Source organism: Neptunomonas sp. XY-337 (assembly GCF_004959845.1).
Classification (GTDB): domain Bacteria; phylum Pseudomonadota; class Gammaproteobacteria; order Pseudomonadales; family Balneatricaceae; genus Neptunomonas; species Neptunomonas marina.
This window is the reverse complement of sequence record NZ_SPLL01000002.1, coordinates 264368-290456: the sequence shown is the minus strand read 5'-3', so window position 1 is coordinate 290456 and position 26089 is coordinate 264368. Positions and strand designations below refer to the sequence as shown.

Here is a 26089-nt window from a genome sequence, read left to right as displayed (position 1 = left end):
TCTGATCCATACATCGGTAACGCTGTTAAATTACGTCTCGCCAGTGATTTGTTTTAAACAAAATCTAGCCGACGATCGGAGTATAATCCAATACTGCATTTAGTTTACATATATTTAAAACAATTGTTTAAATAAATCATACCATTACTGCAATGCAGTTAAAGTAAACACAAACAGTATACTAGGCCGCACAAAAAGCGCCGGTTCATACAAAATTGTCATCAGCCTTTTTGATTTTTACGTTTCAAAGCAGCCTCCGTTACAGCAAAAATAACTCACTTAAATCAAACAAATATCACTTTTCTCTAATGCTTCAGCCAAATCACGTACGTACTTTCCCTTACGTATTATTCGCATTGAAATATCGTTTCTTTTTTGAAACTCTACTTCAGTAGTAGTCCAAAGACACTGACCATTTTTTGCTCAGCCAGCGGACCACTTGGATAACAGTAGAACTTGAAATTGGAAGTACACAGCGGTGCTGACACATATTGGGTCAGATATCGCTCCCTGCCACTCAATGTGGCCCGACAGAACACAATAACAACAACTTCTCTGACCCTGGGGGTTTATTCCGATGATAAAAAGAAGCTTGATCACTGCTACAATCCTGTCAGCTGCCACTTCTGGCCATGTGCTTGCAGACGTTACTCTGGACGCTGTGAAAGCGCGCGGAGTTTTACAATGTGGCGTCAGTACAGGTCTACCGGGCTTTTCTAACCCGGACGACAAGGGCAACTGGAAAGGCTTAGACGTTGATATGTGCCGCGCCGTTGCTGCAGCAGTGCTTGGCGACGCAACGAAGGTGAAGTACATCCCACTCACAGCAAAAGAGCGCTTTACTGCACTTCAGTCTGGCGAAATTGATCTCCTGCCACGAAACACAACCTGGACGCAAACACGAGACACCCAACTGGGCCTAAACTTTGCCGGCGTTAACTACTACGACGGTCAAGGCTTCATGGTCTCGAAAGACTTGGGGGTAAAAAGCGCCAAAGAACTAGATGGTGCTGCGGTTTGTATTCAAGCAGGCACAACCACTGAACTTAACCTAGCTGACTACTTCCGCCTCAATGGCATGAGCTATGCACCAGTGGTATTCGATACGTCTGATCAGACGGTCAAAGGTTTCGAAGCTGGCCGCTGTGACGTGTTAACGTCAGACCAATCTCAGCTGTATGCATTGCGTATTAAGCTCGAGAAACCAGATTCAGCCATGGTACTTCCAGAAGTCATCTCTAAAGAGCCGCTAGGCCCTGTTGTTCGTCAAGGTGACGACCAGTGGTTCAATATTGTTAAGTGGACACATAACGCGCTCCTAAATGCAGAAGAGCTAGGTGTGACCTCTGCCAATGTAGACGAGATGAAAAAATCGAAGAACCCGAACGTACGACGCCTCATCGGCTTGGAAGGTCCAAAGGGTAAAGGCCTAGGCCTCAATGATGACTGGGCGTATCAAGTCATAAAGCAGACCGGTAACTATGGTGAGTCTTTTGACCGTAACGTCGGTGCAGGTTCTCCGTTGAAGGTTAACCGTGGTATCAACGCACTATGGACTGATGGCGGTCTGCAATACGCTCCACCAATGCGTTAATCATCTGAACCGCTTAGCACTCACTTTGCTAAGCGGTTCATCTTTGATTAGTGAAAGGATGCACTCTTTCTCGCGTTTCTTTTGTGGAGAACTCGTTGATGTCATCAAATCGACCATCACCCGAGAGCCCAACGAAGCCTGATAGTACTCCGCGTTTCTGGAACGACCCAGATAAACGTGCGCTTATTTTTCAAGGCCTTATCGTATTGGCGCTCGGTGCTTTTATCCTGACTGTTGTTAGCAATACGCTGCATAACCTCGAACAACGCGGTATTACAACCGGGTTCGATTTTCTCTCAGTAGAAGCTGGTTTCGGGATTTTACAGTCACTTATCCCTTACAGTGAAGCTGACTCATATGGACGCACGTTCATCGTCGGCCTTCTGAACACTGTTTTGGTCTCATTCCTCGGCATCGTTGCTGCCACCTTCTTAGGGTTCCTCATCGGCGTTGGTCGTTTATCCAAGAACTGGTTACTTGCTAAAATCTGCGCCGTTTATGTTGAGATTTTCCGCAACATCCCACTGCTACTACAGATTTTTTTCTGGTACTTCGCTGTTCTCAGAACGCTGCCAAGCCCTCGACAGAGTTTCGAGTTATTCGGCGGATACTTAAATGTTCGCGGCCTCTATCTGCCAGCTCCCATCCCCGAAGACGGTTTCGGTATTGTCTGGACTGCACTCATTGTCGGCATTGTTGCCACTTGGCTGTTCAAGCGTTGGGCGGATAAAAAACATGATGAGAGTGGCCGAGAATACCCTGTCGGCTTGATCGCATTGGGTTTGATCGTCGGCCTACCTCTACTGGTCTTCTTCTTTGCTGGTGCTCCCGTTACGATGGACTACCCTGCCCTGAAAGGCTTTAACTTCCGCGGCGGCGTGACACTCATTCCTGAATTGATTGCACTGTGGTTAGCGTTGACTATTTATACTGCCGCGTTTATTGCTGAGATCGTGCGGGGCGGCATTTTAGCGGTACCGCACGGACAGCTTGAAGCCGCCAGCGCGTTAGGCTTACCGCGGGGCAGAACGTTGCGCTTTATTATCATTCCACAAGCGCTGCGCGTCATTATTCCACCACTGACATCGCAATATTTAAACCTGACGAAGAACTCCTCATTAGCAACAGCGATCGGTTATCCAGATCTCGTGTCAGTTTTTGCCGGCACAACACTGAACCAAACAGGCCAGGCCATTGAGGTCATCTTTATGACGATGGCAGTGTACTTAACACTCAGTGTACTGACCTCGATCTTTATGAACTGGTACAACAGCCGCAGTGCGTTGATTGAGAGGTAAGGAGGGGTTATGAAATACGATCTACAACCAACATTACCACCACCAGCCAACTCAACAGGGCTCATCGGCTGGCTAAAGCGCAACCTGTTCAGCGGACCGCTCAACAGCCTTGCAACACTTGCGATTCTTTACTTCCTCGCGATCTCCGTTGGCCCGATGCTAAAGTGGGCGCTGATCGATGCGGACTGGATCGGTGATTCGCGTGAGGCATGCAGTAGCGGCGGCGCATGCTGGGTATTTATAACCCACCGTATTGATCAATTCCTCTATGGCTTCTACCCAGAAACTGAGTATTGGCGTATCGATACGACGTTTTATATCTTCGCAGCCTGTATCGCTTGGCTCGTGATCGATAAGACCCCCTATAAAGGCTATGTTGCTGCGTTTACGCTGTTCGTATTCCCAGTGATCGGCTTTTATCTGATGTACGGTGGTGGGTTTGGCCTTGATGTTGTCGAGACCCACAAGTGGGGTGGCTTGAGCCTAACGCTTATTTTAGCGGTGATCGGTATCGTCGCAGCGATGCCTTTCGGTGTCATCTTGGCCCTTGGTCGGCGTTCGGATATGCCTATTGTGCGCTCCCTTTCGGTGATCTATATCGAGTTTTGGCGCGGCGTGCCACTGATCACCGTGCTGTTCATGGCATCGGTCATGCTACCTCTCTTTGTTTCAGAGGAGGTCTCATTCGATAAACTACTGCGCGCTTTAATTGGCATCATTATGTTCCAATCAGCTTATATGGCTGAGGTGGTGCGTGGTGGTCTTCAAGCGATTCCGAAAGGCCAATATGAGGCCGCAGATGCGCTGGGCCTTGGCTACTGGAAGTCGATGGGCTTCATCATTCTTCCGCAAGCTCTAAAGCTGATGATTCCGGGCATTGTGAACACCTTTATTGCACTGTTCAAAGATACCAGTCTGGTTCTCATTATCGGCTTGTTTGACCTACTTGCGATTGTTCAAGCAGCGCTTAACGATCCTGAGTGGCTAGGGTATTCAACCGAGGGCTATATCTTTGTCGCGCTCGTTTTCTGGGTCTTCTGTTTTGGTATGTCTCAGTACAGCCAGAGCCTCGAGAAACGTCTGCAAACCGGTCATAACACACGCTAGTTAGTGTAGAGAATAATAATATGAGCACACTTGAAAAGAGTAACCAAGCACAGTTCATGATCGAACTACGCGACATGAACAAATGGTACGGCGAGTTCCACGTTCTTAAGAACATCAACCTACAAGTGCAACGTGGCGAGCGTATTGTCATTTGCGGTCCATCTGGGTCCGGCAAGTCCACCATGATTCGCTGTATCAACCGCCTAGAAGAGCACCAAAAAGGCGACATCATCGTTAACGGCACCGAGCTAACCAACGATCTCAAAAATATTGAGCTGATTCGTCGCGATGTCGGCATGGTGTTCCAGCACTTCAATCTATTCCCGCACCTCACGGTGCTGGAGAACTGTTGTCTGGCCCCTATTTGGGTGAAGAAAAAACCCCGTGCCGAAGCGGAAGCGACAGCGATGGAGTATCTTGAGCGGGTAAAAATCCCAGATCAGGCGCTTAAATACCCAGGGCAGCTATCAGGAGGCCAGCAGCAGCGGGTTGCTATCGCGCGCTCGCTCTGCATGAACCCTGATGTGATGCTTTTCGATGAACCAACCTCAGCACTCGACCCAGAGATGATCAAAGAGGTGCTCGATGTCATGATCGAACTGGCTGATGAAGGCGGCATGACAATGCTTTGCGTTACCCACGAAATGGGCTTTGCAAAAACAGTCGCAGACCGCGTTATCTTTATGGATGCCGGCCAAATCATTGAAGAGAATGAACCTCACGAGTTCTTTAACAACCCGCAACACGAGCGAACTCAACTTTTCCTCAGCCAAATTCTGCAACACTAAACCCTATCCGGGCAGCGATTTTCGCTGCCCAACTCCCCACAACTTGTATAAATATGCTAAAACAGCGCTTTTATCTGTTTATCAAAGGTAACCGCGCATGACATTAAGCGAATATAAGGCCCAACTCGCTAGCAACGAAGGCGTTGCATTCGAAGCAACGATGCAAGTGATCGCAGAGCACTTTACTTATCAACCAACGACTTTTCGCAACGGACTGAACGAAGATACCGTTGTTAATACCGCGGGCACCAACGAAGGCTCTTGTAAGATCTTTGCGTTCGCAAAACTAGAAGGGCTGGATAAAGAGCAGACACTCGGCTGCTTTGGCGGGTTTTATCGTGATGTCCTAGCGACACCGCAAGGCACTGATCATGGCAACATTCGCGCTTTTATGAAGCACGGCTGGGACGGTATTTCATTTGAAGGTGAAGCACTTACTCGCAAAGGCGAGTAAGTGCCTCTACGGCCAGCTTAAGCGAGCTGGTCGTCTGCTACTTTGTATTTCGGATCTTCGATCAAGTTAACCTCAACCAAACTACCCGCTTTGTCTAGCAAGCTCACACACTCAGAGCTGAGATGTCGCAAGTGCAACGTTTTACCCGCAGCAACATAACGCTCCGCAACAGCATCAATTGCCTCAATCCCTGAATGATCCATCACGCGAGAGTCTTTAAAGTCGATGATGACATCATCAGGATCGCCTTTGGCATTAAAGTTATCACGAAAGCTCTGAGCTGATGCGAAGAACAGGGGGCCATGAGCGAGATAAACCTTTGTTTTACCATCACTCTCAAGCCATGTTTCAAATTCTACATGCTTCGCATGTTTCCACGCGAACATCAACGCCGACAGAATAACACCGACGACCACAGCAATGGCCAAGTCTGTTGCCACGGTAACAACCGTAACCGTCAAAACAACGAACAGGTCTTGCTTAGGCACTTTACCCCACAGGCGGAAGCTCGCCCATTCGAACGTTGCGATCACCACGATAAACATGACACCCACCAGCGCAGCAACAGGAATCATCTCGATCAACGAAGCGCCAACCAGAATAAAGACAAGCAAAAACAGAGCCGCTGAGATACCTGAGGCTCGGCCACGTCCACCCGAGTTAATATTGATCATACTTTGACCGATCATGGCACAACCGCCCATACCACCAAAGAAGCCTGTAACGATATTCGCCACACCTTGGCCAACACACTCTTTGTTGCCTCGACCACGTGTTTCAGTCACTTCATCGATCAGCGTCAACGTCAGTAGCGACTCAATCAGACCGATTGCTGCCAAAATCACCGCATAAGGGAAGATAACACTCAACGTTTCCCAGTTAATCGGTACCATTGGAATACCGAACTCAGGCAAACCGCCCGCAATAGTGGCTGCTGGGTTGCCTGTCATGTCCGCTAAAACGTCTTGTACAGTACGCGCATCAAGGTCTAAGAAAACAACTAACAGCGTAACTGTGACTATCGCTGCCAGCGATGAAGGAATCGCGCGGGTAAATTTAGGCAAGAAGTGGATAATCGCCATCGTTAGCGCCACTAACCCCAACATCATGGCCATTTGGCCACCCTGCAACCATTGCAACACGCCATTGCCGTCCGCAAACTGGAACTGCTTCATCTGCGCAAGGAAAATGACGATCGCCAAACCGTTTACAAAACCCAGCATCACAGGATGGGGCACCATGCGGATAAATTTACCCAGCCGGAAAATACCCGCAAGTACCTGTAAAATCCCCATCAACACAACGGTAGCAAACAGATACTCCACACCATGCTGTGCGACCAGGCTTACCATAACAACCGCCAGCGCACCTGTGGCCCCGGAGATCATCCCCGGACGCCCGCCGATTGCTGCTGTGATCAAGCCCACCATAAATGCCGCATAGAGACCGACTAAAGGCTCCACCCCTGCAACAAAAGCAAATGCGACAGCCTCAGGCACCAACGCCAAAGCTACCGTTAAGCCAGAGAGCAGATCGTTCTTCATACTTTGCGTTTTTGAAGCAAGTAACTGAAACATCAAAATCCCCGTAGGACGAAATTAAAAGAAGTGATTAAAAAAGCGCCAGATTCTACCAGAGCAGGCCGCTACTGTCAGGCGATTGTGACAATTACCAAAGGGCTAATTGCTGTGGCTGGTCCTCAGTATCACCAAGACGATAGCCAATACCGAGGAGTCGAACCGCTTTACCATTTCCGCGGCTGTAGCCCTCTCGCATAAGGGCTTCAAAAAGCGTTGCGCTGACCGTTTTTGCTTGCTGCTCAACGGTAGTTTGAGAAAAATCAGCAAACTTCACTTTCACTAAAGCCCCCTGTATACGCTTCGCGCCTTTGAGTGCGTCAAAACGGCGCGCCAAATCATCCAACAGAGACGGCAGTTGCGCCAAACACAGCTCTACTGCATCAAAGTCCTCAGCGTAAGTTCGCTCGACGCTAACAGACTTCCTGCGCCGCTCCACTTGCACGGGGCGCTCGTCAATGCCTTGGCTTAAGCGATAGAGCCGTTCACCAAACACACCAAACTTTTCTACTAACTCGGCTAGAGGCCGCTGCAAGACATCATGACACGTCACTATCCCAGCCCGGGCAAGCTTAGCTGCCGTCTTCTTCCCAACGCCATGCAGCTTAGCCACAGGTAAAACCTCCACAAATGACGTAACATCTTGCGGAGCGATCACGAACAGGCCATCCGGCTTATCCCAATCGCTGGCGATTTTGGCAAGAAACTTATTCGGAGCAACACCTGCAGAGATCGTAATCCCCACCTCCTCTTTGACACGACGGCGCAGGTACTCAGCAATTCGCGTTGCACTGCCGTCAAACATCTGGCTACCGCTCACGTCTAGATACGCCTCATCCAACGATAGTGGCTCGATTAGATCGGTGACCTCGCGATAGATCGTCATAATCTGCTGCGAGACTGCTCGGTACTTTTCCATGTTACCGCGCATGACCGTCAAAGCGGGGCAGCGCTTAAGCGCTTGAGCAGTGGACATCGCTGAGTGGATGCCAAAGCGCCGTGCCTCATAGTTACAGGTTGCGATGACGCCACGCCGATCCGCCGCACCTCCAATCGCAAGAGGAATATCACGCAGCGCAGGATTGTCGCGCATCTCTACAGCGGCATAGAAACAATCGCAATCGCAGTGGATAACTTTACGCATCTCGCAACCATAAACAGCTCTGGAATAACATAAGTGGCGACTTCTCCCCTATTAACGACCTGTGACATAATATGGCACCGGAATTAATCACCCAATGGAATCTATCTCATCATGAGCAAAAACATTATTGCCTATCAAGGCTCACAAGGCGCGTACTCGCATCTCTCCTGCCGACACGTATACCCGGAGATGGAGGCATTTGCCTGTGAGAGCTTTAGCGCGGCAATGCTCATGGTTGAACGCGGTGAGGCAGAATTAGCCATGATTCCACTCGAAAACTCCACCGCGGGCCGTGTGGAAGAGATTTACCGCTTAATGCCGAAAACGCGCTTACACATTATCAATGAGCACTTCGAGCCGGTAAATCACTGCCTACTTGCGCCAAAAGGCACAAAACTTGAAGACATAAAAACGGTTTCCTCACACCCCCAAGCGCTGGCCCAATGCGATAACAACCTCAAACAGCTAGGCATCCAACCTATTGCAGCGCTTGACACTGCAGGAGCTGCGGAAGATCTCGTTAACAATCCGCAACCTCATCATGCGGCTATCGCATCTAGCCTAGCGGCGGAACTGTACGACTTAGAAGTGCTGCGCGATAACTTCCAAGACGTTGATGGCAATACCACTCGGTTTATGATTCTAGCGAAAGAAGGCGTGGTTCCCACACTAGTACCGGGCGTCACTTTTATCACCACGATTATGTTCTCAGTGCGCAATATTCCCGCCGCACTCTACAAAGCATTGGGTGGGTTCTCCACGAATGGAATCAACATGGTTAAGCTAGAGAGCTATATGGCCTCCGATACGATGCAAGTATCCAGTTTTCACCTTGACATACTAGGGCACCCACACCAAAAATCGATGCAATATGCGCTTCAAGAGCTCGACTTCTTTGCTAAAGAAGTACGTATTATTGGTACGTACCCTGGGCACCCTTTCCGCTTCGAGAAAGACAAAATTAACGATATTTAATGCATTGCAGCATTTTAAAAAATGCTCGATTTTAGTGCAGACAAAAGACTATACAAAAGTATTATTGTGCACTGCACAAAAAAGCATGATAGTTAATCTCGATAGAAATTCATGTCGATCTTCTTCACGTGAGCTGTTTCTATCACATCCCTACTTTTCAACTCTGGCTGTTTTCCGAGTTGGTTTTTTGGCCCCTGATTCTTCAGGGGCTTTTTTATTGGGCTTCGCAACCCAGCAATACACGCCATACGACGACTAAAAATATTTTTAATTTCGGGGTTGCGCTTTTAAAAAAGCGCTATTATCATACGCCCCACTTCAACACGATGTGCCGGCATAGCTCAGTTGGTAGAGCAACTGACTTGTAATCAGTAGGTCCCGAGTTCGACTCTTGGTGCCGGCACCACTCCCCTCTCAAAAGCACTTTATGTTCTTAACCGGTTTGATTTTTATATAAAGTTACGCTTCAGTAGTACTTACTTATTTAACAAGTTATTATTTGGATGTTTTATTAAGGATGATAAACCATGCATAAGATCGATGAATCAATCCCTCTGCAATTACTGAGAGCTCGTGAAGCAACCCTCTCTTTTTTTCGCCCCTTGCTGTCTGAAAACGCTGTCACTGAACAGCAATGGCGAGTTTTTCACGCCCTTTACACCAATGGCGAGATGGAATCCAAGCAACTGGCAAAAGCTTGCTGCATCCTGAGTCCTAGCCTTACCGGCATCATTCAGCGCATGGAACAACAAGAGCTCATACAGCGCCGAAAATCCGATGAAGACCAACGCCGCAGCCTACTAACGCTAACCGACAAAGCGAGGCTCATGTATGAAGAGATTAGCCCAAAGCTTGCTGAGCAGAACGAAGAGCTAACTAAGCGCATCAGCGCCGACAAACTCAAGCAGCTCAACCGCCTATTAAACGAGTTAAGCGGCTTAACGCCATAGCTCAATACGACTTTTGCGATGCTTAGCTGCTATTATCGAAGCCATATTTGAATCAGCAGGGGAGCAACAATGGAAACACCCAGCAAGATTAAGCTGCAAAAAGACAGCCCACGGCTTGATCAACTGAACTTTTCCGATGCCTTTATCGAGAGCAAAGCGAAGTATCAGAAGCAACTCAAGAAGTGGCAGGTGCGCTTACTGCAGATACAACAAGCTTATTACCACCAAGACAGGCGGGCGATTCTCGTCTTTGAAGGGTGGGATGCCAGCGGTAAAGGCGGTGCAATACGGCGTTTAACCGAAAAACTAGACCCACGTGGTTATACCGTACACCCTATCGGCGCGCCAAGCACTGAAGAGCAAAGCAAGCACTACTTACATCGTTTTCAAGCACGGCTACCAAGCGCGGGAAGTATCGCCATATTTGATCGCTCTTGGTATGGTCGCGTGCTGGTTGAACGTGTTGAAGAGTTCGCGAGTGACGCGCAATGGCAGCGCGCCTATCAAGAGATTAACGAATTTGAGCGCATGCTAGCGGATGATGGAGCACGTATTGTGAAGATCTTTCTTCACATTACCCCGCAAGAGCAGCTCAAACGCTTCGCTGAGCGCTTAGAGAATCCAATGAAACGCTGGAAGCTCACGGAAGAGGATATACGCAATCGCGGGCGCTGGGATGATTACGAAGCAGCCATTAACGACATGCTGCAGTACACATCAACCAACAGCGCACAATGGCACGCCATTTCAGGCGATCACAAGTGGTATACGCGCATTGAAGTACTCAAGCACATCGTAAAAGCGCTCGAGAAGGATGTTGATGTTGCACCACCACCTATCGACCCGGATGTGCTCAAAGCAGCCCGCAAAGAGCTAGGTTTAACTTTACCTGAGGTGTCTTAGGCTTCGCTTATTTTGGCAAAACGCGGCTGCTCAACACCCTCTATCACCACGTTGCTGTAAAACATTTCAAAAGGCCTTACCCATAGATCGCCCTCTCCGTAGAGCGGGCGATAAAGCACCATCCACTCCTCCGTTTCAGAGTGACGAACCAGATCAACGACTTCGTATTCGTTGCCTTTATAGTGGCGAAACTTTCCATTTACGAAGCTCGGTTTTGGTGTGAGTGGTTTATTCATAATTTAGCCTCCATCAAGCGGTTCAGTTGTACCTTGATCTTATCCAGCGACTCATCACCACTGTCTTCACGCCAGAACGCAGTCACCTGTATCGGCGTGGACTCCAATGCCACCACATCGCGCGGTAACCCGGATAGCACCTGTTCGAGCACAGCGAGCTGCTCAGTGTCCAGCACTCGCTCACCAAGCTTCCAACTCCAATCACTAGGTAGGCCCTCATTAGCAATGGAAGTAACACGAAAAACCTGCCATGCCGGAAGCTCTTCCGCTAAGCGCCGCTCGATATTGGTACGCAGCAAGCGGTAACCTGGTACCGTTCTTGTTTCCTCATCCAACTCGCCTTGTGCCCGCGGTGCGGTTAAGCGAACTAACTGTACCTGAAAGCCCTCTTGGCGCGCTTTCATACGCAGCTTTGCCTGCTCTTTCTCGCGCCGTGTTGGCATCATCCACATAGCAGAGCCAATCAGCGATAGCACCACAAATACTATGATAAAGGTTTCCATTATGACCTCTGTCGATCTATCACGCTTTCGTCGTGACAGGTTGTTTGTAACCCAATCGAGTGTGTTAAGCTGACAACACACCATCCATCAGAGAAGGATATTTCCAATGGGCGTTTACTCTAAAATTCTGTTAGCCGTTGACCTATCTGAAGAGTCGGATCAATTAATCGAGAAGACCCGCACGATAGCAAAAAACAACCAAGCTCAGCTGACAGTGCTCCACGTAATCGAGCCGCTTAGCTTTGCATATGGTGGCGACGTACCCATGGACCTTACCACTGTTCAAGAGCAGCTTGATGCGCACGCGCGCGAGAAGCTAGAGCTTTTTTCCCAGAAGTTAGCGTACCCAACAGAGTCACTACAGGTCGTGACCGGCCATACTGAGTCCGAGATCCACCGCATCGCAAAAGAGAAGGAGTGTGACTTAATCGTAGTTGGTAGCCACGGGCGACACGGTCTTGCACTGCTACTCGGATCAACCGCAAACTCTGTTCTGCACGGCGCTCCATGTGACGTGCTCGCTATTCGTGTTTACGAACCTGAAGAGTAACAAGGTAGGCAGGCCGTATTGTCATCCGCACACGGCCTGCCGATTCGTCAGTTACATCGATTCTAATTCGACCCAGCGCTCCATCAACGCTTCTACTTTTTGCTCTTGCTCTGACAGTTGAGCTAACACCTCAGATACCACACCATGATCTTGCTCGTAAAAGCCCGGCTCCGCTGTTTTCGCCTGCAACGCTTCTAGCGCAGCTTCAGCTTCTTCAAGCTGAGCAGGTAACGCATCAAGCTCGCGCTGCAGCTTATAGCTCAACTTCTTCTTCGCTTCAGCGGGCTTCTCTTCCGTCGCTGACGCCGTTTTGCCAGATAGCTTTTCGGTTGGTTTTTCCGCTGCTTTCACAACCGGACGTTGGCGCAGCCAGTCTTGATAGCCACCCACATAAGCACGCACACGTCCCTCCCCTTCAAATGCGAAGGTACTGGTCACGACGTTATCCAGAAATGCACGATCATGGCTAACAAGCAGCACGGTTCCTTCAAAGTTGAGCAGTATCTCTTCCAATAGCTCTAGCGTTTCAACATCTAGGTCGTTGGTTGGCTCATCAAGAATCAAAAGGTTAGCAGGCTGACTGAAAAGCTTGGCAAGTAACACACGGTTACACTCGCCACCAGAAAGCGCTTTAACCGGCGTACGGGCACGCTCTGGAGAGAAGAGAAAATCCTGCAGATAGCCGATAATATGGCGGCGCTGACCATTGATCTCGATAGACTCACGCCCCTCCGAGATATTATCAATAATCGTCTTTTCTTCATCCAACTGCCCTCGCAGCTGATCAAAGTACGCCGCTTCGAGCTTAGTACCGCGTGCCACACTGCCGCTATCGGGCTCCAACTGCCCCAAGATCAGCTTGAGTAGCGTACTCTTGCCAGCACCATTTGGGCCGATGAGACCAATACGGTCCCCCCGTTGAATGCGCGCAGAGAAATTATGAATCACAGGCTGCCCAGCAAAGCTCACAGATGCGTTCTCAAGTTCAGCCACCAACTTACCTGACTTCTGCGCCTCTTCGAGGTTAAAGCTGGCTTTACCTTGGCGGCCCAAGCGCTCCGAACGTTCCTTGCGCATCGCTTTAAGCGCTCGCACACGCCCTTCGTTACGGGTTCGGCGGGCTTTAATGCCTTGACGAATCCATACCTCTTCCTGCGCTAGGCGTTTATCGAAGAGTGCATTTTGGCGCTCTTCCTGCTCAAGCAGCACCTGTTTTTGCTCGGTGTAGGCTGAGTAGTTGCCCGTAAACGAGGTCAGCACGCCACGGTCTAGCTCGATGATGCGGGTCGCTAGATGATCCACTAATGACCGGTCGTGGGAGATAAACAGTAGGCCACCACGGAACTCTTTTAACTGAGTTTCGAGCCATTCTATAGTCTCGATGTCGAGGTGGTTAGTTGGCTCATCGAGGAGCAGAAGATCAGGCTCTTGAACCAAGGCAGCGCCCAACGCCGCACGACGACGCCAGCCTCCCGATAGCGACGACATCAGCACCTCACCATCGAGCTTGAGCTTCGTCAATACACGCTCAACACGCTGCTCTAGGTGCCAGCCGTCCACCGCTTCAAGTTGCTGCTGCAGGGATTCGAGCTTCGCTAAAGATGCGCTATCTGTTTGGCTAGCCAGCTCATCGTACTCAGCGCGCATCGCCACGACTTCAGATAAACCTGCCGCGACAACATCCCAGACGCGTCGCTCATCAGCAGCGGGCAGCGCCTGCGCTAGCTCAGCAACTCGGCACCCTGGATCAATCCATAGTTCACCGCTATCGAGGGCAACGTGGCCGTTGATCACCTTCAGCAGCGTTGATTTACCCGCGCCATTAAGGCCCACTAAACCAATACGCTCCCCCGGCTCCACCAGCAGATCAACATCAGCAAGAAGGGGTCGGGCACCAAAAGCTACAGAAGCTTTATCAAGTCGAATCAACGGCATCGCTTTATCTCGGTCGTCACAAAAGTCGCGCTATTCTAGCCCAAAGCCCTCTATGCGAACAGGCACGTTACGTGTTTGCGGCAGGCTGTAACGGCTCGATATGACGATTCACAAGATGCATTCTCCAAATGGCGTCAGGTAAACGATTCACCACCCGCGTCAGGACCGCAACGATCAGGAGCGCCAGCAACATTCTGAACCAGAAAACCCAGAAAAAGTCCGCACCTAAAACCAATACCAGTAACGTATCCTCGATCATGCTGTGACACAGCCCCAGTAAGCTCATCGATGCGAAAATGTCTTTCTTTGGCACATGCCCAGCACGTGCCTCTTTAATAAGCAGCCCGCCACCGAAAGCAAGGCCAAGGGTAACACCTACAATTGTGATCGTCGTGGCCTCACGCCCAATACCTAAGAACTTAAGCACAGGGCGCAGCATCAGCCCCATGAGACGCTCAACCCCCACTACCTTGAGGATTTTCAGAGCGGTCAATAGCACAATAATAATCAGCTGAATCATCACCAAGCTTTCTAGCTGACCGACGAACCAAGGCCACAGGCCAGGCTCCGGCAGTGCTGGCTCCCAAACCAACTGGTTAGGCTCTTGCAGCAGATTAAAGTGCGTCATGATGAGATGGGCTATCCAACCAAACAGGAAACCACCACCAATGCGCAGTAGCAACGTCACCCGTAAACGAATCCCCGCCTGTTGCGCAATACGCGCTTCGACAGGTAAGCCATGGGCAAGCAGCAGCAGAATCGCGATAACAGTGACTTGCGCGACAGTGAGCATTTCAGTTTGCTGAGCGTAAAAGAAAACCAGCATACCCGCATAAATATTGGTCAAGATCGTGGTTGCCCACACCAAGCCCATCGATTCCGGTAGCCCGACGACGCCCATTAAAGGCCCCAACAGCAGCGATATATATTCGATCGCCCCCATCTCCTCGAGCACTTTGACAATGATAATCACGGGAATCATGAGTTTAAAAAGAGTGTAGGAAACATCCCATATATCACGGCCAAGTTCGCTGAAAAACGCCTTCACAACGCTATCTCCTTTCATCATCGAGCGCTAAAACGGAGGAGATATCATAGGGAAATAGTAATGCCCTGTATTTCTTTATTGACTACGGTTAACTAATATTATTTCTAAATAGATCACTTGCGACGAATAAAATTAATGCAACTCGATAATGTAGATAAACGAATCCTTGTGCTACTGCAGCAAAACAGCCGTATAACAAACGCTGCACTAGCGGAGGCGGTGGGACTATCCCCTCCTGCTTGCTTAAAGCGGGTTAAACGTTTACGCGATACGGGGGTCATAACTCGGGAGGTAGCCATCTTAGATCCAAAACTCGCCGGTCAAGGTATCACCATGATTGTTGAGGTGGAGGTGGAGCGCGACCGCAGTGACCTTTTCCAACAAAGCATCCGCCGTATCCGCGCCAGCCGCGAGGTTACGCAGTGTTATCAAGTCACTGGCGAGGTCGACTTTATATTGATTGTTAACGTCGAAAGTATGGAGGCATTTCAAGCATTTACTGAACGTGTACTGTATGCTGATCCAAATTTGCGTAAATTTCGCACCTTGATATCAATGAATCGCATTAAGTTCACCACAGAGGTGCCGCTGTAACAGGTATAACATGCATATAACGGAATCATTTGCTGTTTTAACACCGCTACGCCACAGCCAAAAAATAACATTGGAGCTACCTATGCATATCGCACAATGCTCTAGCAAAATCGCGCTTGTACTCACTGCCGCGCTGTTCTCAACACTAGCCACGGCAAATCTAGCTTCAGACCGCGCGAACTACCAGCAAGCGCTCACGGCGTTTAATGCCAAAAATACGGCTCAAGCCGATAAACTTACCGCTTCTTTGCGCGGCTACCCGTTACATCCTTACCTTGAGGCCAAACAATTAAGACGCGACATAGCCTCCAATAACGATACGAAGGTCGCAGATTTTCTGGAGCGCTACCCCAATGCTCCGTTTGCCAGAGACCTGCAAACAACACGCTTAAACCACCTCCACAAAACCCAACAGTGGTCTAAATTCCATAGCGCTTGGCAACAAAAACCACTTTCAAGTGCGAAGTACCGCTGCCAAGCCGCTTTTGCCGATTTAAAACTAGGCAAACGCAAAGCTGCCTTCACGCAAGCGGCTCAGCTTTGGAATGTCGGTTCATCTCAGCATGATGCGTGCGACCCACTCTTTAAAGTCTGGATGCAAGCGGGCAATCCAAGCGCGGAGCTTGCTAGAGAGCGCTTCTGGAAAGCTGCAGATGCCCGTAATTTGCGCCTTGCGCGCTATCTAGAGAAACTATTAAAGCGCAAAGCTGACAAGCAAGATGCCGCCCTCTTCTTCAAAGCGAGCGCCAATCCTGAGAGCGTTTTCGAAGAGAAGCAGCTCAAAAAGCGCAACGTACACCATGGCAGCATTGCGGCTTATGCAGTCCGTAAGATCGCCCGAAAAGATATCTACAAAGCCGCAGACTTATGGCTGGATATTCGCCCAAAGCTCACTATTGAACCGCGCAAAGCCTATAATCTGAACCGCTATTTCGCCATGCGCTTTGCAAAGGGTTATCGCAAGAATGCAGCGCAGGTACTTGATCAACTCGATCCAGGTTTTGCTGACGATAAAATATCGGAATGGAAAATTCGCCTCGCGTTAGCTGAACAAAACTGGGACAGGTCGCTTACTTTGATTGAGCAACTTCCAGCGTCGCTCAAAAACTCAAGCCGTTGGCTGTACTGGAAAGAGGTGTTAAAACAGCGCGTTAATCCGCGCTACACGCCAAACTTTGCTGGCGTGCGCCAAGACCGCAGTTTTTATGGCTTCCTCACCTCAGAGATTACCGGGGCACCCTACCAACTACACTACGAAGCCGCGGGTATCACTGAGCAAGAGAAAGCCTCATTCGCACAGCGCGCGGATATCGCTCGAATGCGTGAACTGCTAGCAAACGAGCAAGTTTATGATGCACGCCGTGAATGGAATGCTATGGCGGCAAAAGCGAGCAAACGCGATATCCAGACCGCTTCCCATGTCGTCTACGGATGGGGCTGGTACGATCAAGCAATCCGGGGCGCGAGCAAGATCAAAGCGTGGAATGATCTTGATATCCGCTTCCCGGTCGCCCACAAACCCCTCTTTGATAAGTGGAGCCAAGATCGCAACATCGATATAACGTGGCCAATATCCATCGCTCGCCAAGAAAGCGCGTATGACCGCTACGCCAAGTCCCATGCTGGGGCTCAAGGGCTTATGCAATTGATGCCAGCCACGGCAAAAGCTACGGCGAAGAAGCACAAGGTGCCCTACAAAAAGCGGGCAGAGCTATTTGAGCCGAATACGAATATTGCGCTAGGTACGGCGTACTTGGCTGAGATGCTGAAGTTGTTTGATGGTAATCGTGTGTATGCGACTGCCGCCTATAATGCCGGTCCACACCGTGTAAAGCAGTGGCTAGCGGCGCGTGGTGAGCTACCGCTTGATGCGTGGATCGAAACGATTCCGTTTGATGAAACCCGCAACTATGTGCAAAACGTGCTCTCCTTTGCCGTCATCTACGATGTGCGTAATCAACGTAAACCAAGCCTCCTTAGCACTGCAGAGGAAGCATTGCTTGCGCTGAATGGTTCGGCTCGCGTTGATACACGTTATGACTGAGCTGGTCGATATCGGTGTGAACCTAACGGATAAACGCTTCGCACAGGACCAAGCAGCTGTTGTTGCGCGCGCAAGGGATGCCGGAGTCAACCAAATGATCATCACCTGCACGGCATTAGAGATGGCGGAGCAGGTGATCTCTCTTGCCGAAGAGCATTGCGTTTATGCCACTATGGGCATTCATCCTCACGATGCATCGTCCTTCTCCGACAGCACTTATATGGCCCTGAAAACCTTAGCCCTACACCCACGGGTGGTTGCAATAGGTGAAACCGGCCTCGACTTTAATCGCAACTTCTCTTCACCCGAGGAGCAAATGTTCGCGTTTTCTGAGCAGCTCAAATTAGCGTCTGAGCTGCGACTCCCCCTGTTTCTACACGAGCGTGATGCCACAGCTACACAGCTCGACCTACTAGCAAATGCCGATCTAAGTAATGGAGGTGTCCTACACTGTTTTACTGGAGACCAAGCCGCACTTGAAGCCTATCTAGCGCTTGGATTACATATCGGCATCACGGGATGGGTTTGCGATGAAAGACGCGGAGAAGCACTGCAAAAGCTTGTGCCATTGATCCCTAGCGATCGTCTGCTCATTGAAACAGACGCGCCTTACCTTTTGCCAAGAGACTATCGCCCTAAACCCAAGAAGGGCCGCAACGAGCCGAGTTTGCTGCCCCACATTCTTGATACGGTGGCTTTATTGCGCGGAGATGATCCTGCAGCACTTGCCCTGCAAGTCTCTCTAAATAGCCAAGCGCTATTTAAGATCGGATGAGCTTTCGCCAGTGGCGCAACCTTCCAGAAACGCAATAAGTTGCGGCTGATCAAAAGGCCAGCAAATTTCCGCTCCTGAGGACTCATGCTGCAACACTGGAATAGTGTTACCATATCGCGTCAACAAATTATCATCGTAAGCAATATCAACGATATCAACTTGATGACACGAGGCATCCATCGTCACAACGAGTAGCTGCTCAGCGAGCTCACATAGATGACAATGAGAAGTACTAAAAAGTAGATAGCTATCCATAAATATTCGACTACACTCAAACTAAAAATCGCGGCCACATTCGCGAGCCGCGCCGCGTAGCTAGCCATGATATCAGTAAGGACTGTTGTTTTTTATCCTTTAAGCCGTCTTGGAATTTTATGAAACCAAAGATTACTCCTATAGACCACGAAGTCTCTCTCGAAGACGATGAGTTCATCGTCAGCAAAACCGATACCCGTGGTTTGATCACCTATGTAAACAGAACCTTTATGCGCATTTCTGGGTTCTCAGAGCCTGAGCTTTTAGGCATCCAACACAACATTATCCGTCATCCCGACATGCCACGCGGAGCCTTTAAACTGCTCTGGGACACATTAAAAGAGGGAGACGAGTTCTTTGCTTATGTTAAAAACCTGTGCAAAGACGGCAGCTACTACTGGGTATTTGCCAATATCACACCCGACTATGACTCACGTGGCAATTTACGTGGTTACTATTCGGTGCGGCGCAAGCCGAGTAGAGAGGCGGTTGATACCATCATACCTGTTTACGAAGAGATGCTCAGAATAGAAAAAAACAGTACGACAAAAGAGGCGATGACACATTCCATTGCATACCTGACAGAGCAGTTGTCTCATGCCGGCGTCACCTATCAGGACTGGATGTTACAGCTAAATAGCAGCGAGGTTGAGCGATAAACATGACTATCTCTTCTGCCCAAAAAGCTGGCGTGAGCGCCGGCACCGCCTTTTTACGGGCACGCGAGCGCTACTACTGTATCGCATTTTTCTTAGTCGCGTTGATTAGCTCAATTGTTGTCATTAGCCACTATGAGTTCAACCTGCTTTGGCTCATCCCCCCCGCGATCAACTGTGTACTTGCTGTGTTGTTCTTACGCGGGTCTGGGCGCTCCTACGATGTGTTAGAGCGTATCTATGAAACCCTCTCTCAAGCTAACAAAGGCGGCTTTGATGCCCGCATCACGCGCACAGCAAAGCTGGGCGAAGTTGGCAAAGTTGCTTGGGAGGTGAACGATTTCCTCGATAAGGTTGAATCCTACTTCAAAGAGGTCGATTCCTGTTTCAGCCACGTTAGCCGCGGCCAGTTTAATCGTACAGCTCAACCTCAAGGCCTACCAGGCTTGCTTAGACAGTCACTGCAGAATATTAATGTATCGATCAATGAGATGGGCAAAGGTGTCGGGTTGTTGGCAGCAAATGAGCTGCACTCGGAGCTGCATTCACTTAACACGAGCCACCTTATCAATAACTTACGCCAAACACAGCAAGACTTGATCAGTATTGGCGATGAGCTTGCCAGAGTCGAGGCCATCGCCAATGATAACGGCACAGCCGCTGAAAGCAGCCAAGGCGCCGTGCAACAAATGGTGACGGCGCTGGCAAATATCACAGCGACTATCAACTCAGTGGCTGAGGTCGTGCATAAACTTGGGGAAGATAGCGCCAGAGTGAAAGAGTCACTGTCGATCATCACAGACATTGCTGACCAGACCAACCTGCTTGCTCTGAATGCTGCGATTGAAGCCGCACGTGCGGGTGAGCAAGGCCGAGGTTTTGCCGTCGTCGCAGATGAAGTTAAAGCCCTATCTAAACGCACCAAAGAAGCAGCGATTGATGTCACCGGCACAATCAATACTTTCAGTGACCGCGTTGAAGAGATGGTGGTTCAAGCACAAGTATCCAATGATACTGCCAATGAAGTAAGCTCGCTGGTAAACGGTTTTAAAACGCAATTCGATACCTTCTCTGTTGGTGCCAAAGATACCGTCAACGCTGTCAGCAGTGCTAAAAACCGTGCCTTCGCTTCATTGGTCAAAGCAGACCACGTTATCTACAAACAAAACGGTTATCTTGCTTTAGATCACAGCCAAGATCGCACAACCGAGATCGACGCGATTACCAAGTCCCACCATTCCTGCCGCCTTGGCGTTTGGTACTACGAGGGCGAAGGCTCAGAGGCGTTCTCTGCCACGCCATCCTATCGCAAGCTCGAAGAGCCACATGCAGTCGTCCACCGAGAAGTACAACGAGCCGTTTCGCTACGCGATGCAGACTGGGCAAACAACCGCGCTATCAAGCAGGAGATCGTCTCGGCAATGGCAACAGCCGAAGAGCAGAGCTACAAAATTCTGCAATATATTGACGATATGATTGAGGAAGTGAAGGAGTACAACCAAGGCTAAAGTTGAATTTGTTCAGGGATTGATTCGCTTGCAGCGCCTGATCTGCGGGGATATGCTCAAAAAACAGTAGTCTACTGGAAGAGACACCCGCGATCACTGATCTGCTTGGCCAGAACCGTTGTTGTATAAAAGGACAGGCGCTGCGCAGATGGAAGAAGAAGGCAGTTTCATGGAAAATAACAGCAATATCCTCGCTAATCAGCAAGAGCTTATTAACTACGTTAATCAAGAGACCCAAAAAATTCTCGAAAACTTCTCCCAAGCCGGTGGAGAGCACATCTACGGCCAATTCACACAGTCGTGGATGGAAATGGTCAACCGCTCAATGGAAGACCCTACCGCTTGGGTGAAAGTCATCACCGACTATCAACAAGCACAGTTGAATCTTTGGCAACGTATGCTATCAGGACAATCTGACGCTGAGCCGCTAGTAGCGCCTAGCCCAGGCGACCGCCGTTTTAACGGCGAAGAGTGGTCAAGCAACCCGGTTTTTAGCTACATCAAACAGTCTTACCTCCTGGGCTCAAAGCTCCTGCAAGATATGGCTCACCATGCGAACCTTTCGGAAGGTGAACAGAAGAAACTAGAGTTCTACACGCAGCAATATATCGATGCGATGTCACCCACCAACTTTGCCGCAACCAACCCAGAAGTGCTGCAAGATGCATTGGAAACAAAAGGCCAAAGCCTAATTGATGGTTTGCAGAACCTACTTGGTGATATCGAGAAAGGCCGCATCTCGATGACAGACGAAAGTGCGTTTGTGATTGGTGAAAATATCGCCACCACTGAAGGCGCGGTCGTATACGAGTGCGAGCTGTTCCAACTACTGCAATACAAGCCCACAACCGAGCAAGTATTCGAAAAGCCGACGCTGATTATCCCACCATGCATCAACAAGTACTACATTCTTGACCTGCAAGAGCACAATTCCTTTGTGAAGTACTGCGTCGATCAAGGCCAAAATACCTTCCTAATCTCTTGGTTGAACCCAACCACCGAGCAAAGCGAGATTAGTTGGGACGATTACGTTGGTGATGGGGTATTAAAGGCGATTGAAGTCGTTAAAGAGATCTCCGCCTCCAACAAATTGAACACCGTTGCTTGGTGTATTGGGGGTACGCTAACCGCTTCAGCACTCGCGGTTATGGCGCATCGCAAAGATACTAGCGTTACATCAGCCACTTTCTTGACCACTCTTACTGACTTCCAAGACCCGGGTGATCTGTGCGTGTTTATCGACGAGCAGCAGGTCAAGCAGCTTGAGAATAAGGTCAACAACCAAGGCTACCTCTCTGGCCGAGAGCTTGCGACATCGTTCAATATGCTGCGCTCAAACGACCTGATCTGGTCTTACGTTGTTAATAACTACTTAAAGGGCAAGCAACCAGCACCTTTCGATATTCTCTATTGGAACGGTGACTCAACAAACTTACCGGCCAATATGTATACCTATTACATCAACAAGATGTACCTAGAGAATAAGTTGGTCGCGAAAGATGAACTGACGATTTGCGGTGCACCGATTGATCTAAAACGTATCAAAACGCCGTGCTACTTCCTCTCAACGATCGAAGACCATATCGCCCCTTGGAAAGGCACCTACATTGGTGCTGAGCACTTTGGCGGCACGGTCGAATTCGTGCTAGGTGCCAGCGGCCATGTGGCGGGCGTCATCAACCCAGCTGCGAAAAATCGCCGCAACTTCTGGGTGAAAGGCGAAGCAGGCCAAGGGCCTGACCACTGGCTAGAAACAGCAGAGCGCGTGGAAGGTTCGTGGTGGCCAAACTGGATTGAATGGCATAAACGCCGCGGCGGTAAAAAAGTGGCGGCGCCAACTGGCTATGGTAACAGCGACTACTCAGTCGTTGAGCCAGCACCAGGACGCTATGTAAAAGTTAAAATCGACTAATACTCGACTTCGGTAAGATGATAAGCCCCTGTAATACAGGGGCTTTTTCATTTAAGCTCTAACCAAAGAGTGTGACTTTTCAAGGAGTTCGTGATGAGTAAAATCGACTGGGCAAACACTCATGGGGCGATTTGGCGAGCGTCTCGGCGCCGCTTACGTGCCATCGCTAACCTCGACCCGATCCAGCCAGAGCAATTGCTAGGTGTTGAGCGCCAAATGCAGCTGCTTATGCAAAATACCGAACGTTTTTTAGTCCAGAAACCTGCGAATAACGCGCTTCTGTGGGGCTCCCGAGGTACAGGGAAATCCTCGCTTATCAAGGCCATGCTCAACCATTACGCGCTTCGCGGTTTACGCATGATAGAGATCGACAAAGCAGACCTGCAAGACCTGCCCGATATCGTTGATGAGCTGCGTGCCCTGCCCTATCGTTTCGTTATTTATTGTGATGACCTCTCATTTGATGAGGGTGACACCAGTTATCGTCCGCTAAAAAGCGTGCTGGAGGGCTCATTGGAGCTACCCCCAGAGAACATTTTGATCTACGCCAGCTCTAATCGGCGCCACCTTGTTCCCGAAACCAAACAAGACAACCAGCAAGTCAAAAGCGTGGGTACGGAGTTGCATCTTGGCGATGCCATTGAAGAAAAAATCTCTCTATCTGACCGGTTTGGCCTGTGGTTATCTTTCTACCCTATCGACCAACCTGCCTATCTCAACATTGTTGATAGCCTTTTTCCTACCCACCACGACCGCGCTCAGCTACACTCCGACGCCATACGGTTTGCTCACGCTAAGGGCATTCGTAGCGGTCGAACTGCTAAGCAGTTTTTCAATAGTTACAGTTAAACGAGATCATTTTGCGCGCATCAACTCTTCGCGAGTCCCAGCTACTGCTGGGGCTCGGCCTGCCTATTATTTTAACCCAAGTCGCCCAAGCATCACTTGGCTTCATCGATACACTGGTAGCTGGCCGTTACAACACACTTGATCTAGCCGCCGTGGCGCTGGGTAATAGTATCTGGATGCCGCTTTTTTTAGCGGTTAACGGCATCATTATGGCAACAACGCCGCTAGTTGCTCACGCCACGGGGGCCAAGAACGCTAGCGAAGTCCCGACGATCTTTCGACAAGGTTTGTGGATTTCCGCTTTTCTAGGCCTATTAGGCTTGGTGTTGCTGCGCAATGCTGATGGTATTTTAGCGCTGATGTCAGTTGAAGCGACCCTAGCTGATAAAACCATGGAGTACCTAAAAGCCGTTGCCTGGGGATTTCCTGCTATGGCGTTGTATCAACTGCTGCGCTGCTATTTTGAAGGACTCGGGCGTACGCGACCGGCGATGTACATCGCGTTTCTTGCGGTTGCAGCCAATGCGCCTCTGAACTATGTGCTCGTGTTCGGGAAGCTGGGTTTTCCTGAACTTGGCGCAGCTGGGTGTGGCATCGCGACAGCGTTAGTGATGTGGATGATGCTGTTCATCGGCCTGTATCTCCAACGCCATCGCAGCACACTCCGCTTACCGCATACTGACAACTTAAAATTGATCGACCTAAGCGCTTTAATCGTATTTTTAAAACTTGGTATACCTATTGGTTTCTCAATACTGATCGAGGCATCTATGTTTTCGATTATCGCTCTTATTCTTGCGCCACTGGGAACGCTCGTTGTTGCAGCCCAGCAGATCACGATTACTGTGACAGGGCTCATTTTTATGATCCCACTGAGCCTTGCGATGGCCTTTACCATCAGGATTGGGCAATTGCTGGGTGCGGGCGAGTATGCCCACGCGCGCTTTGCCAGCAAAGTGGGTTTCGGTATGACAGGGTTGATCGCTGTTGTGACTAGCGTTTTGTTGTGGTCATTCGCGCAACAGATAGCGATGGCCTTCTCTACTGAAGCGGAAGTGGTAAAGCTCGCCGCTGGGTTACTGACTATCGCTGCCCTTTTTGAAATATCAGATGCCATGCAGGTTACGGCGGCTGGGATTTTACGTGGCTATAAAGACACTAGTATCCCATTGTTGATCGTCTTTGTTGCTTATTGGGTTGTTGGTTTACCACTAGGGTATATCTTAGGTATGACCGATTGGATTACGGCGCCAATGGGAGCAGCGGGCTTTTGGTATGCTTTAGTCATCGGTTTGACGGTTTCAGCCTTATTCCTAACCGTTCGTTTAGTGAGCGTGATTCGCCATGCTGGGCGCTAAGCCACTGATCGCGATTATCTGCGGGCTCACCTTGTTGGCCGGATGCTCCGATACCTCATCGGAGCTTGGGCAAATGCAGAGTTACGCCAATAGAGTGGCTGATATCCTAGATCAACCAACACCTACCATCACACCAGATAAACTCCCCGCGATCCCTGCTCATCGACAGCGTGTTTTTGAAGTCCCACCGCTGCGCGAAGGTATGTTGGATGTATTAGAGTTCCGCCATTGTGGGATGCTCGACTTAATTGCGCAACGCAACAGCTCGCTCGGCAAGGTTGCTCAGGCATCTCAGGTTTTAAGCCATGAGATAAAGTTCCTAACGGCACTCGAGCGCTGCTTACAACAGCCCGAGCAGCTTGCTAAGCTCGATGAAGAGACACAACAACACTTTCGCAACATCGCCGCTACTAAAGCGGCCCAACTTCCAGCCGTTCTTTGGAATGGTTTCTACACGGGCCGCGAAGTGGAACAAAACCTAGCGCTGAGCGCACCGCTACTGTCACCGACGCAAATCGGCCAACACACCCCAGTGTTGGCTGCGTGGGAAACCTTCGCCACGATCACTGAGCAAACGCGCACGCAGATTACAGGTTTTGACCTAAACCAGCTAGAAGGCCTCGAAGAACAGTTTGCCACCATTTATAACTCGACAACCGGCGCATCGACGCTCAAGTCATTACAGACGCTAACAGCGACACTGAACGCAGTGGCAACGACGATCGAGGCTCGCCTTGCGAGGCGCCCACTCTGCTTTAATGGACAACCCACCAATAAAGCTCGCACCTTGCGCAGCGCTTTCGATGCGCTTTACGCAAAGGAGCTACAACCCTATATGGCCTACACCCATCGGCTCGGACAGCGCTGGTTTGCTGCACACGCACGCATACTTAAACACCTAAACGTACCTGCCGATTCCCAAACTTATACAGATCAAGTTTTTGCGCAAACGTCCGATAAGAGTATCTGGATCGACTACCAAGCCGCACTAACGCGTCACACCAAAGCGTGGCAGTCCATTTTGGGCCAGTGTGGTTTGATGCCGGGTACAAATTAACGCGTTTACACTTGAGCTA

The 26089-nt window shown here is 49.8% G+C and carries 25 protein-coding genes and 1 tRNA gene; 19 read left to right on the top strand and 7 right to left on the bottom strand.

Translation table 11 applies throughout. The features are described 5' to 3' along the window. Positions 1–577 precede the first annotated feature (577 nt). From E4L36_RS05035 to E4L36_RS05015, 5 genes are all read left to right on the top strand, one after another. On the top strand, positions 578–1594 hold the full coding sequence (locus tag E4L36_RS05035) for an amino acid ABC transporter substrate-binding protein (RefSeq protein WP_136679495.1): 1017 nt from the start codon (positions 578–580) through the stop codon (positions 1592–1594). A gap of 98 nt (positions 1595–1692) precedes the next feature. After that, a complete protein-coding gene (locus E4L36_RS05030) occupies positions 1693–2892 on the top strand; it encodes an amino acid ABC transporter permease (protein WP_136679494.1) in 1200 nt (399 codons plus the stop codon). Between the two features lie 9 nt (positions 2893–2901). Further along, a complete protein-coding gene (locus E4L36_RS05025; RefSeq protein WP_136679492.1) occupies positions 2902–3999 on the top strand; it encodes an amino acid ABC transporter permease in 1098 nt (365 codons plus the stop codon). Positions 4000–4019: 20 nt separating this feature from the next. Beyond that, the gene (locus E4L36_RS05020; RefSeq protein WP_127694106.1) at positions 4020–4787 is read left to right on the top strand and encodes an amino acid ABC transporter ATP-binding protein; all 768 of its coding nucleotides are present in this window, start codon (positions 4020–4022) and stop codon (positions 4785–4787) included. A 97-nt stretch (positions 4788–4884) separates the two neighbouring features. Beyond that, positions 4885–5241 (top strand): HopJ type III effector protein, encoded by a 357-nt coding sequence (locus E4L36_RS05015; RefSeq protein ID WP_136679489.1) that lies wholly within the window; start codon positions 4885–4887, stop codon positions 5239–5241. 17 nt (positions 5242–5258) lie between these two features. Here E4L36_RS05015 and E4L36_RS05010 read toward each other — a convergent pair whose 3' ends face one another. Beyond that, positions 5259–6818, bottom strand: a complete 1560-nt coding sequence (locus tag E4L36_RS05010; protein WP_136679488.1) for a SulP family inorganic anion transporter — start codon at positions 6816–6818, stop codon at positions 5259–5261. Between the two features lie 91 nt (positions 6819–6909). Next, the gene (gene dinB / locus E4L36_RS05005; protein WP_136679486.1) at positions 6910–7962 is read right to left on the bottom strand and encodes a DNA polymerase IV; all 1053 of its coding nucleotides are present in this window, start codon (positions 7960–7962) and stop codon (positions 6910–6912) included. 111 nt (positions 7963–8073) lie between these two features. Between dinB and E4L36_RS05000 the strand changes: the two genes are divergently transcribed. From E4L36_RS05000 to E4L36_RS04985, 4 genes are all read left to right on the top strand, one after another. Further along, positions 8074–8937, top strand: a complete 864-nt coding sequence (locus E4L36_RS05000) for a prephenate dehydratase (RefSeq protein WP_127694110.1) — start codon at positions 8074–8076, stop codon at positions 8935–8937. Positions 8938–9267: 330 nt separating this feature from the next. Continuing rightward, positions 9268–9343 (top strand) — tRNA-Thr (locus E4L36_RS04995). 121 nt (positions 9344–9464) lie between these two features. Then, positions 9465–9887: a homoprotocatechuate degradation operon regulator HpaR gene (gene hpaR / locus E4L36_RS04990; protein WP_127694111.1), complete on the top strand. Its 423-nt coding sequence runs from the start codon at positions 9465–9467 to the stop codon at positions 9885–9887. A gap of 69 nt (positions 9888–9956) precedes the next feature. Beyond that, on the top strand, positions 9957–10790 hold the full coding sequence (locus tag E4L36_RS04985; RefSeq protein ID WP_136679484.1) for a polyphosphate kinase: 834 nt from the start codon (positions 9957–9959) through the stop codon (positions 10788–10790). On the opposite strand, the gene E4L36_RS04980 is transcribed toward E4L36_RS04985, so the two are convergent. Further along, positions 10787–11026, bottom strand: a complete 240-nt coding sequence (locus E4L36_RS04980) for a DUF1653 domain-containing protein (RefSeq protein WP_127694113.1) — start codon at positions 11024–11026, stop codon at positions 10787–10789. The two genes, E4L36_RS04985 and E4L36_RS04980, sit on opposite strands and share 4 nt — an antisense overlap. Then, positions 11023–11529 carry a hypothetical protein gene (locus tag E4L36_RS04975; protein ID WP_136679482.1) on the bottom strand — a complete coding sequence of 169 codons (507 nt, stop codon included), beginning with the start codon at positions 11527–11529 and terminating at the stop codon, positions 11023–11025. The genes E4L36_RS04980 and E4L36_RS04975 overlap by 4 nt, the downstream gene beginning before the upstream one ends. Before the next feature lie 106 nt (positions 11530–11635). On the opposite strand from E4L36_RS04975, the gene E4L36_RS04970 reads away from it, so the two are divergent. Continuing rightward, positions 11636–12079, top strand: coding sequence for a universal stress protein (locus E4L36_RS04970; RefSeq protein ID WP_127694115.1), 444 nt, complete (start codon positions 11636–11638; stop codon positions 12077–12079). 51 nt (positions 12080–12130) lie between these two features. On the opposite strand, the gene E4L36_RS04965 is transcribed toward E4L36_RS04970, so the two are convergent. Further along, positions 12131–14014 carry an ATP-binding cassette domain-containing protein gene (locus E4L36_RS04965; protein ID WP_127694116.1) on the bottom strand — a complete coding sequence of 628 codons (1884 nt, stop codon included), beginning with the start codon at positions 14012–14014 and terminating at the stop codon, positions 12131–12133. A gap of 67 nt (positions 14015–14081) precedes the next feature. Next, the gene (locus tag E4L36_RS04960) at positions 14082–15062 is read right to left on the bottom strand and encodes a hypothetical protein (protein ID WP_206064511.1); all 981 of its coding nucleotides are present in this window, start codon (positions 15060–15062) and stop codon (positions 14082–14084) included. Between the two features lie 135 nt (positions 15063–15197). Between E4L36_RS04960 and E4L36_RS04955 the strand changes: the two genes are divergently transcribed. The 3 genes from E4L36_RS04955 to E4L36_RS04945 all read left to right on the top strand — a co-directional run bounded on the left by E4L36_RS04955 (position 15198) and on the right by E4L36_RS04945 (position 18475). Then, positions 15198–15656, top strand: a complete 459-nt coding sequence (locus tag E4L36_RS04955) for an Lrp/AsnC family transcriptional regulator (protein ID WP_136679480.1) — start codon at positions 15198–15200, stop codon at positions 15654–15656. 82 nt (positions 15657–15738) lie between these two features. After that, a complete protein-coding gene (locus tag E4L36_RS04950; RefSeq protein WP_169051473.1) occupies positions 15739–17700 on the top strand; it encodes a transglycosylase SLT domain-containing protein in 1962 nt (653 codons plus the stop codon). Continuing rightward, positions 17693–18475 (top strand): TatD family hydrolase, encoded by a 783-nt coding sequence (locus tag E4L36_RS04945; protein ID WP_206064510.1) that lies wholly within the window; start codon positions 17693–17695, stop codon positions 18473–18475. The genes E4L36_RS04950 and E4L36_RS04945 overlap by 8 nt, the downstream gene beginning before the upstream one ends. Here the strand turns inward: E4L36_RS04945 and E4L36_RS04940 are convergent. Then, positions 18458–18730, bottom strand: a complete 273-nt coding sequence (locus E4L36_RS04940) for a glutaredoxin family protein (RefSeq protein ID WP_136679475.1) — start codon at positions 18728–18730, stop codon at positions 18458–18460. The genes E4L36_RS04945 and E4L36_RS04940 overlap by 18 nt on opposite strands. A 119-nt stretch (positions 18731–18849) precedes the next feature. Between E4L36_RS04940 and E4L36_RS04935 the strand changes: the two genes are divergently transcribed. The 6 genes from E4L36_RS04935 to E4L36_RS04910 all read left to right on the top strand — a co-directional run bounded on the left by E4L36_RS04935 (position 18850) and on the right by E4L36_RS04910 (position 26070). Continuing rightward, positions 18850–19389 (top strand): PAS domain-containing protein, encoded by a 540-nt coding sequence (locus E4L36_RS04935; RefSeq protein ID WP_136679473.1) that lies wholly within the window; start codon positions 18850–18852, stop codon positions 19387–19389. Positions 19390–19391: 2 nt separating this feature from the next. Further along, positions 19392–20894, top strand: a complete 1503-nt coding sequence (locus tag E4L36_RS04930; protein WP_136679471.1) for a methyl-accepting chemotaxis protein — start codon at positions 19392–19394, stop codon at positions 20892–20894. A 148-nt stretch (positions 20895–21042) separates the two neighbouring features. Further along, positions 21043–22806, top strand: a complete 1764-nt coding sequence (gene phaC / locus E4L36_RS04925; RefSeq protein WP_136679470.1) for a class I poly(R)-hydroxyalkanoic acid synthase — start codon at positions 21043–21045, stop codon at positions 22804–22806. Positions 22807–22899: 93 nt separating this feature from the next. Then, the gene (locus E4L36_RS04920; protein ID WP_136679469.1) at positions 22900–23655 is read left to right on the top strand and encodes an ATP-binding protein; all 756 of its coding nucleotides are present in this window, start codon (positions 22900–22902) and stop codon (positions 23653–23655) included. Positions 23656–23666: 11 nt separating this feature from the next. Further along, positions 23667–25013, top strand: coding sequence for an MATE family efflux transporter (locus E4L36_RS04915; RefSeq protein ID WP_240656963.1), 1347 nt, complete (start codon positions 23667–23669; stop codon positions 25011–25013). Continuing rightward, on the top strand, positions 25000–26070 hold the full coding sequence (locus E4L36_RS04910) for a DUF3080 family protein (RefSeq protein WP_136679468.1): 1071 nt from the start codon (positions 25000–25002) through the stop codon (positions 26068–26070). Before E4L36_RS04915 ends, E4L36_RS04910 begins: the two co-directional genes overlap by 14 nt. Positions 26071–26089: the final 19 nt, after the last annotated feature.

Excerpts from the sequence above, each read along its gene's own strand:
- E4L36_RS04970 (WP_127694115.1), top strand. The coding sequence starts at position 11,636 with ATGGGCGTTTACTCTAAAATTCTGTTAGCCGTTGACCTATCTGAAGAG.
- E4L36_RS04950 (WP_169051473.1), top strand. The coding sequence starts at position 15,739 with ATGCATATCGCACAATGCTCTAGCAAAATCGCGCTTGTACTCACTGCC.
- E4L36_RS04975 (WP_136679482.1), bottom strand. The coding sequence starts at position 11,529 with ATGGAAACCTTTATCATAGTATTTGTGGTGCTATCGCTGATTGGCTCT.
- E4L36_RS04930 (WP_136679471.1), top strand. The coding sequence starts at position 19,392 with ATGACTATCTCTTCTGCCCAAAAAGCTGGCGTGAGCGCCGGCACCGCC.
- E4L36_RS04945 (WP_206064510.1), top strand. The coding sequence starts at position 17,693 with ATGACTGAGCTGGTCGATATCGGTGTGAACCTAACGGATAAACGCTTC.
- E4L36_RS04940 (WP_136679475.1), bottom strand. The coding sequence starts at position 18,730 with ATGGATAGCTATCTACTTTTTAGTACTTCTCATTGTCATCTATGTGAG.
- E4L36_RS04955 (WP_136679480.1), top strand. The coding sequence starts at position 15,198 with ATGCAACTCGATAATGTAGATAAACGAATCCTTGTGCTACTGCAGCAA.
- E4L36_RS04910 (WP_136679468.1), top strand. The coding sequence starts at position 25,000 with ATGCTGGGCGCTAAGCCACTGATCGCGATTATCTGCGGGCTCACCTTG.
- E4L36_RS05030 (WP_136679494.1), top strand. The coding sequence starts at position 1,693 with ATGTCATCAAATCGACCATCACCCGAGAGCCCAACGAAGCCTGATAGT.
- E4L36_RS04935 (WP_136679473.1), top strand. The coding sequence starts at position 18,850 with ATGAAACCAAAGATTACTCCTATAGACCACGAAGTCTCTCTCGAAGAC.
- E4L36_RS05035 (WP_136679495.1), top strand. The coding sequence starts at position 578 with ATGATAAAAAGAAGCTTGATCACTGCTACAATCCTGTCAGCTGCCACT.
- E4L36_RS04920 (WP_136679469.1), top strand. The coding sequence starts at position 22,900 with ATGAGTAAAATCGACTGGGCAAACACTCATGGGGCGATTTGGCGAGCG.
- E4L36_RS05025 (WP_136679492.1), top strand. The coding sequence starts at position 2,902 with ATGAAATACGATCTACAACCAACATTACCACCACCAGCCAACTCAACA.
- E4L36_RS04965 (WP_127694116.1), bottom strand. The coding sequence starts at position 14,014 with ATGCCGTTGATTCGACTTGATAAAGCTTCTGTAGCTTTTGGTGCCCGA.
- dinB (WP_136679486.1), bottom strand. The coding sequence starts at position 7,962 with ATGCGTAAAGTTATCCACTGCGATTGCGATTGTTTCTATGCCGCTGTA.
- E4L36_RS05015 (WP_136679489.1), top strand. The coding sequence starts at position 4,885 with ATGACATTAAGCGAATATAAGGCCCAACTCGCTAGCAACGAAGGCGTT.
- phaC (WP_136679470.1), top strand. The coding sequence starts at position 21,043 with ATGGAAGAAGAAGGCAGTTTCATGGAAAATAACAGCAATATCCTCGCT.
- E4L36_RS04985 (WP_136679484.1), top strand. The coding sequence starts at position 9,957 with ATGGAAACACCCAGCAAGATTAAGCTGCAAAAAGACAGCCCACGGCTT.
- E4L36_RS05010 (WP_136679488.1), bottom strand. The coding sequence starts at position 6,818 with ATGTTTCAGTTACTTGCTTCAAAAACGCAAAGTATGAAGAACGATCTG.
- hpaR (WP_127694111.1), top strand. The coding sequence starts at position 9,465 with ATGCATAAGATCGATGAATCAATCCCTCTGCAATTACTGAGAGCTCGT.
- E4L36_RS05020 (WP_127694106.1), top strand. The coding sequence starts at position 4,020 with ATGAGCACACTTGAAAAGAGTAACCAAGCACAGTTCATGATCGAACTA.
- E4L36_RS04980 (WP_127694113.1), bottom strand. The coding sequence starts at position 11,026 with ATGAATAAACCACTCACACCAAAACCGAGCTTCGTAAATGGAAAGTTT.
- E4L36_RS05000 (WP_127694110.1), top strand. The coding sequence starts at position 8,074 with ATGAGCAAAAACATTATTGCCTATCAAGGCTCACAAGGCGCGTACTCG.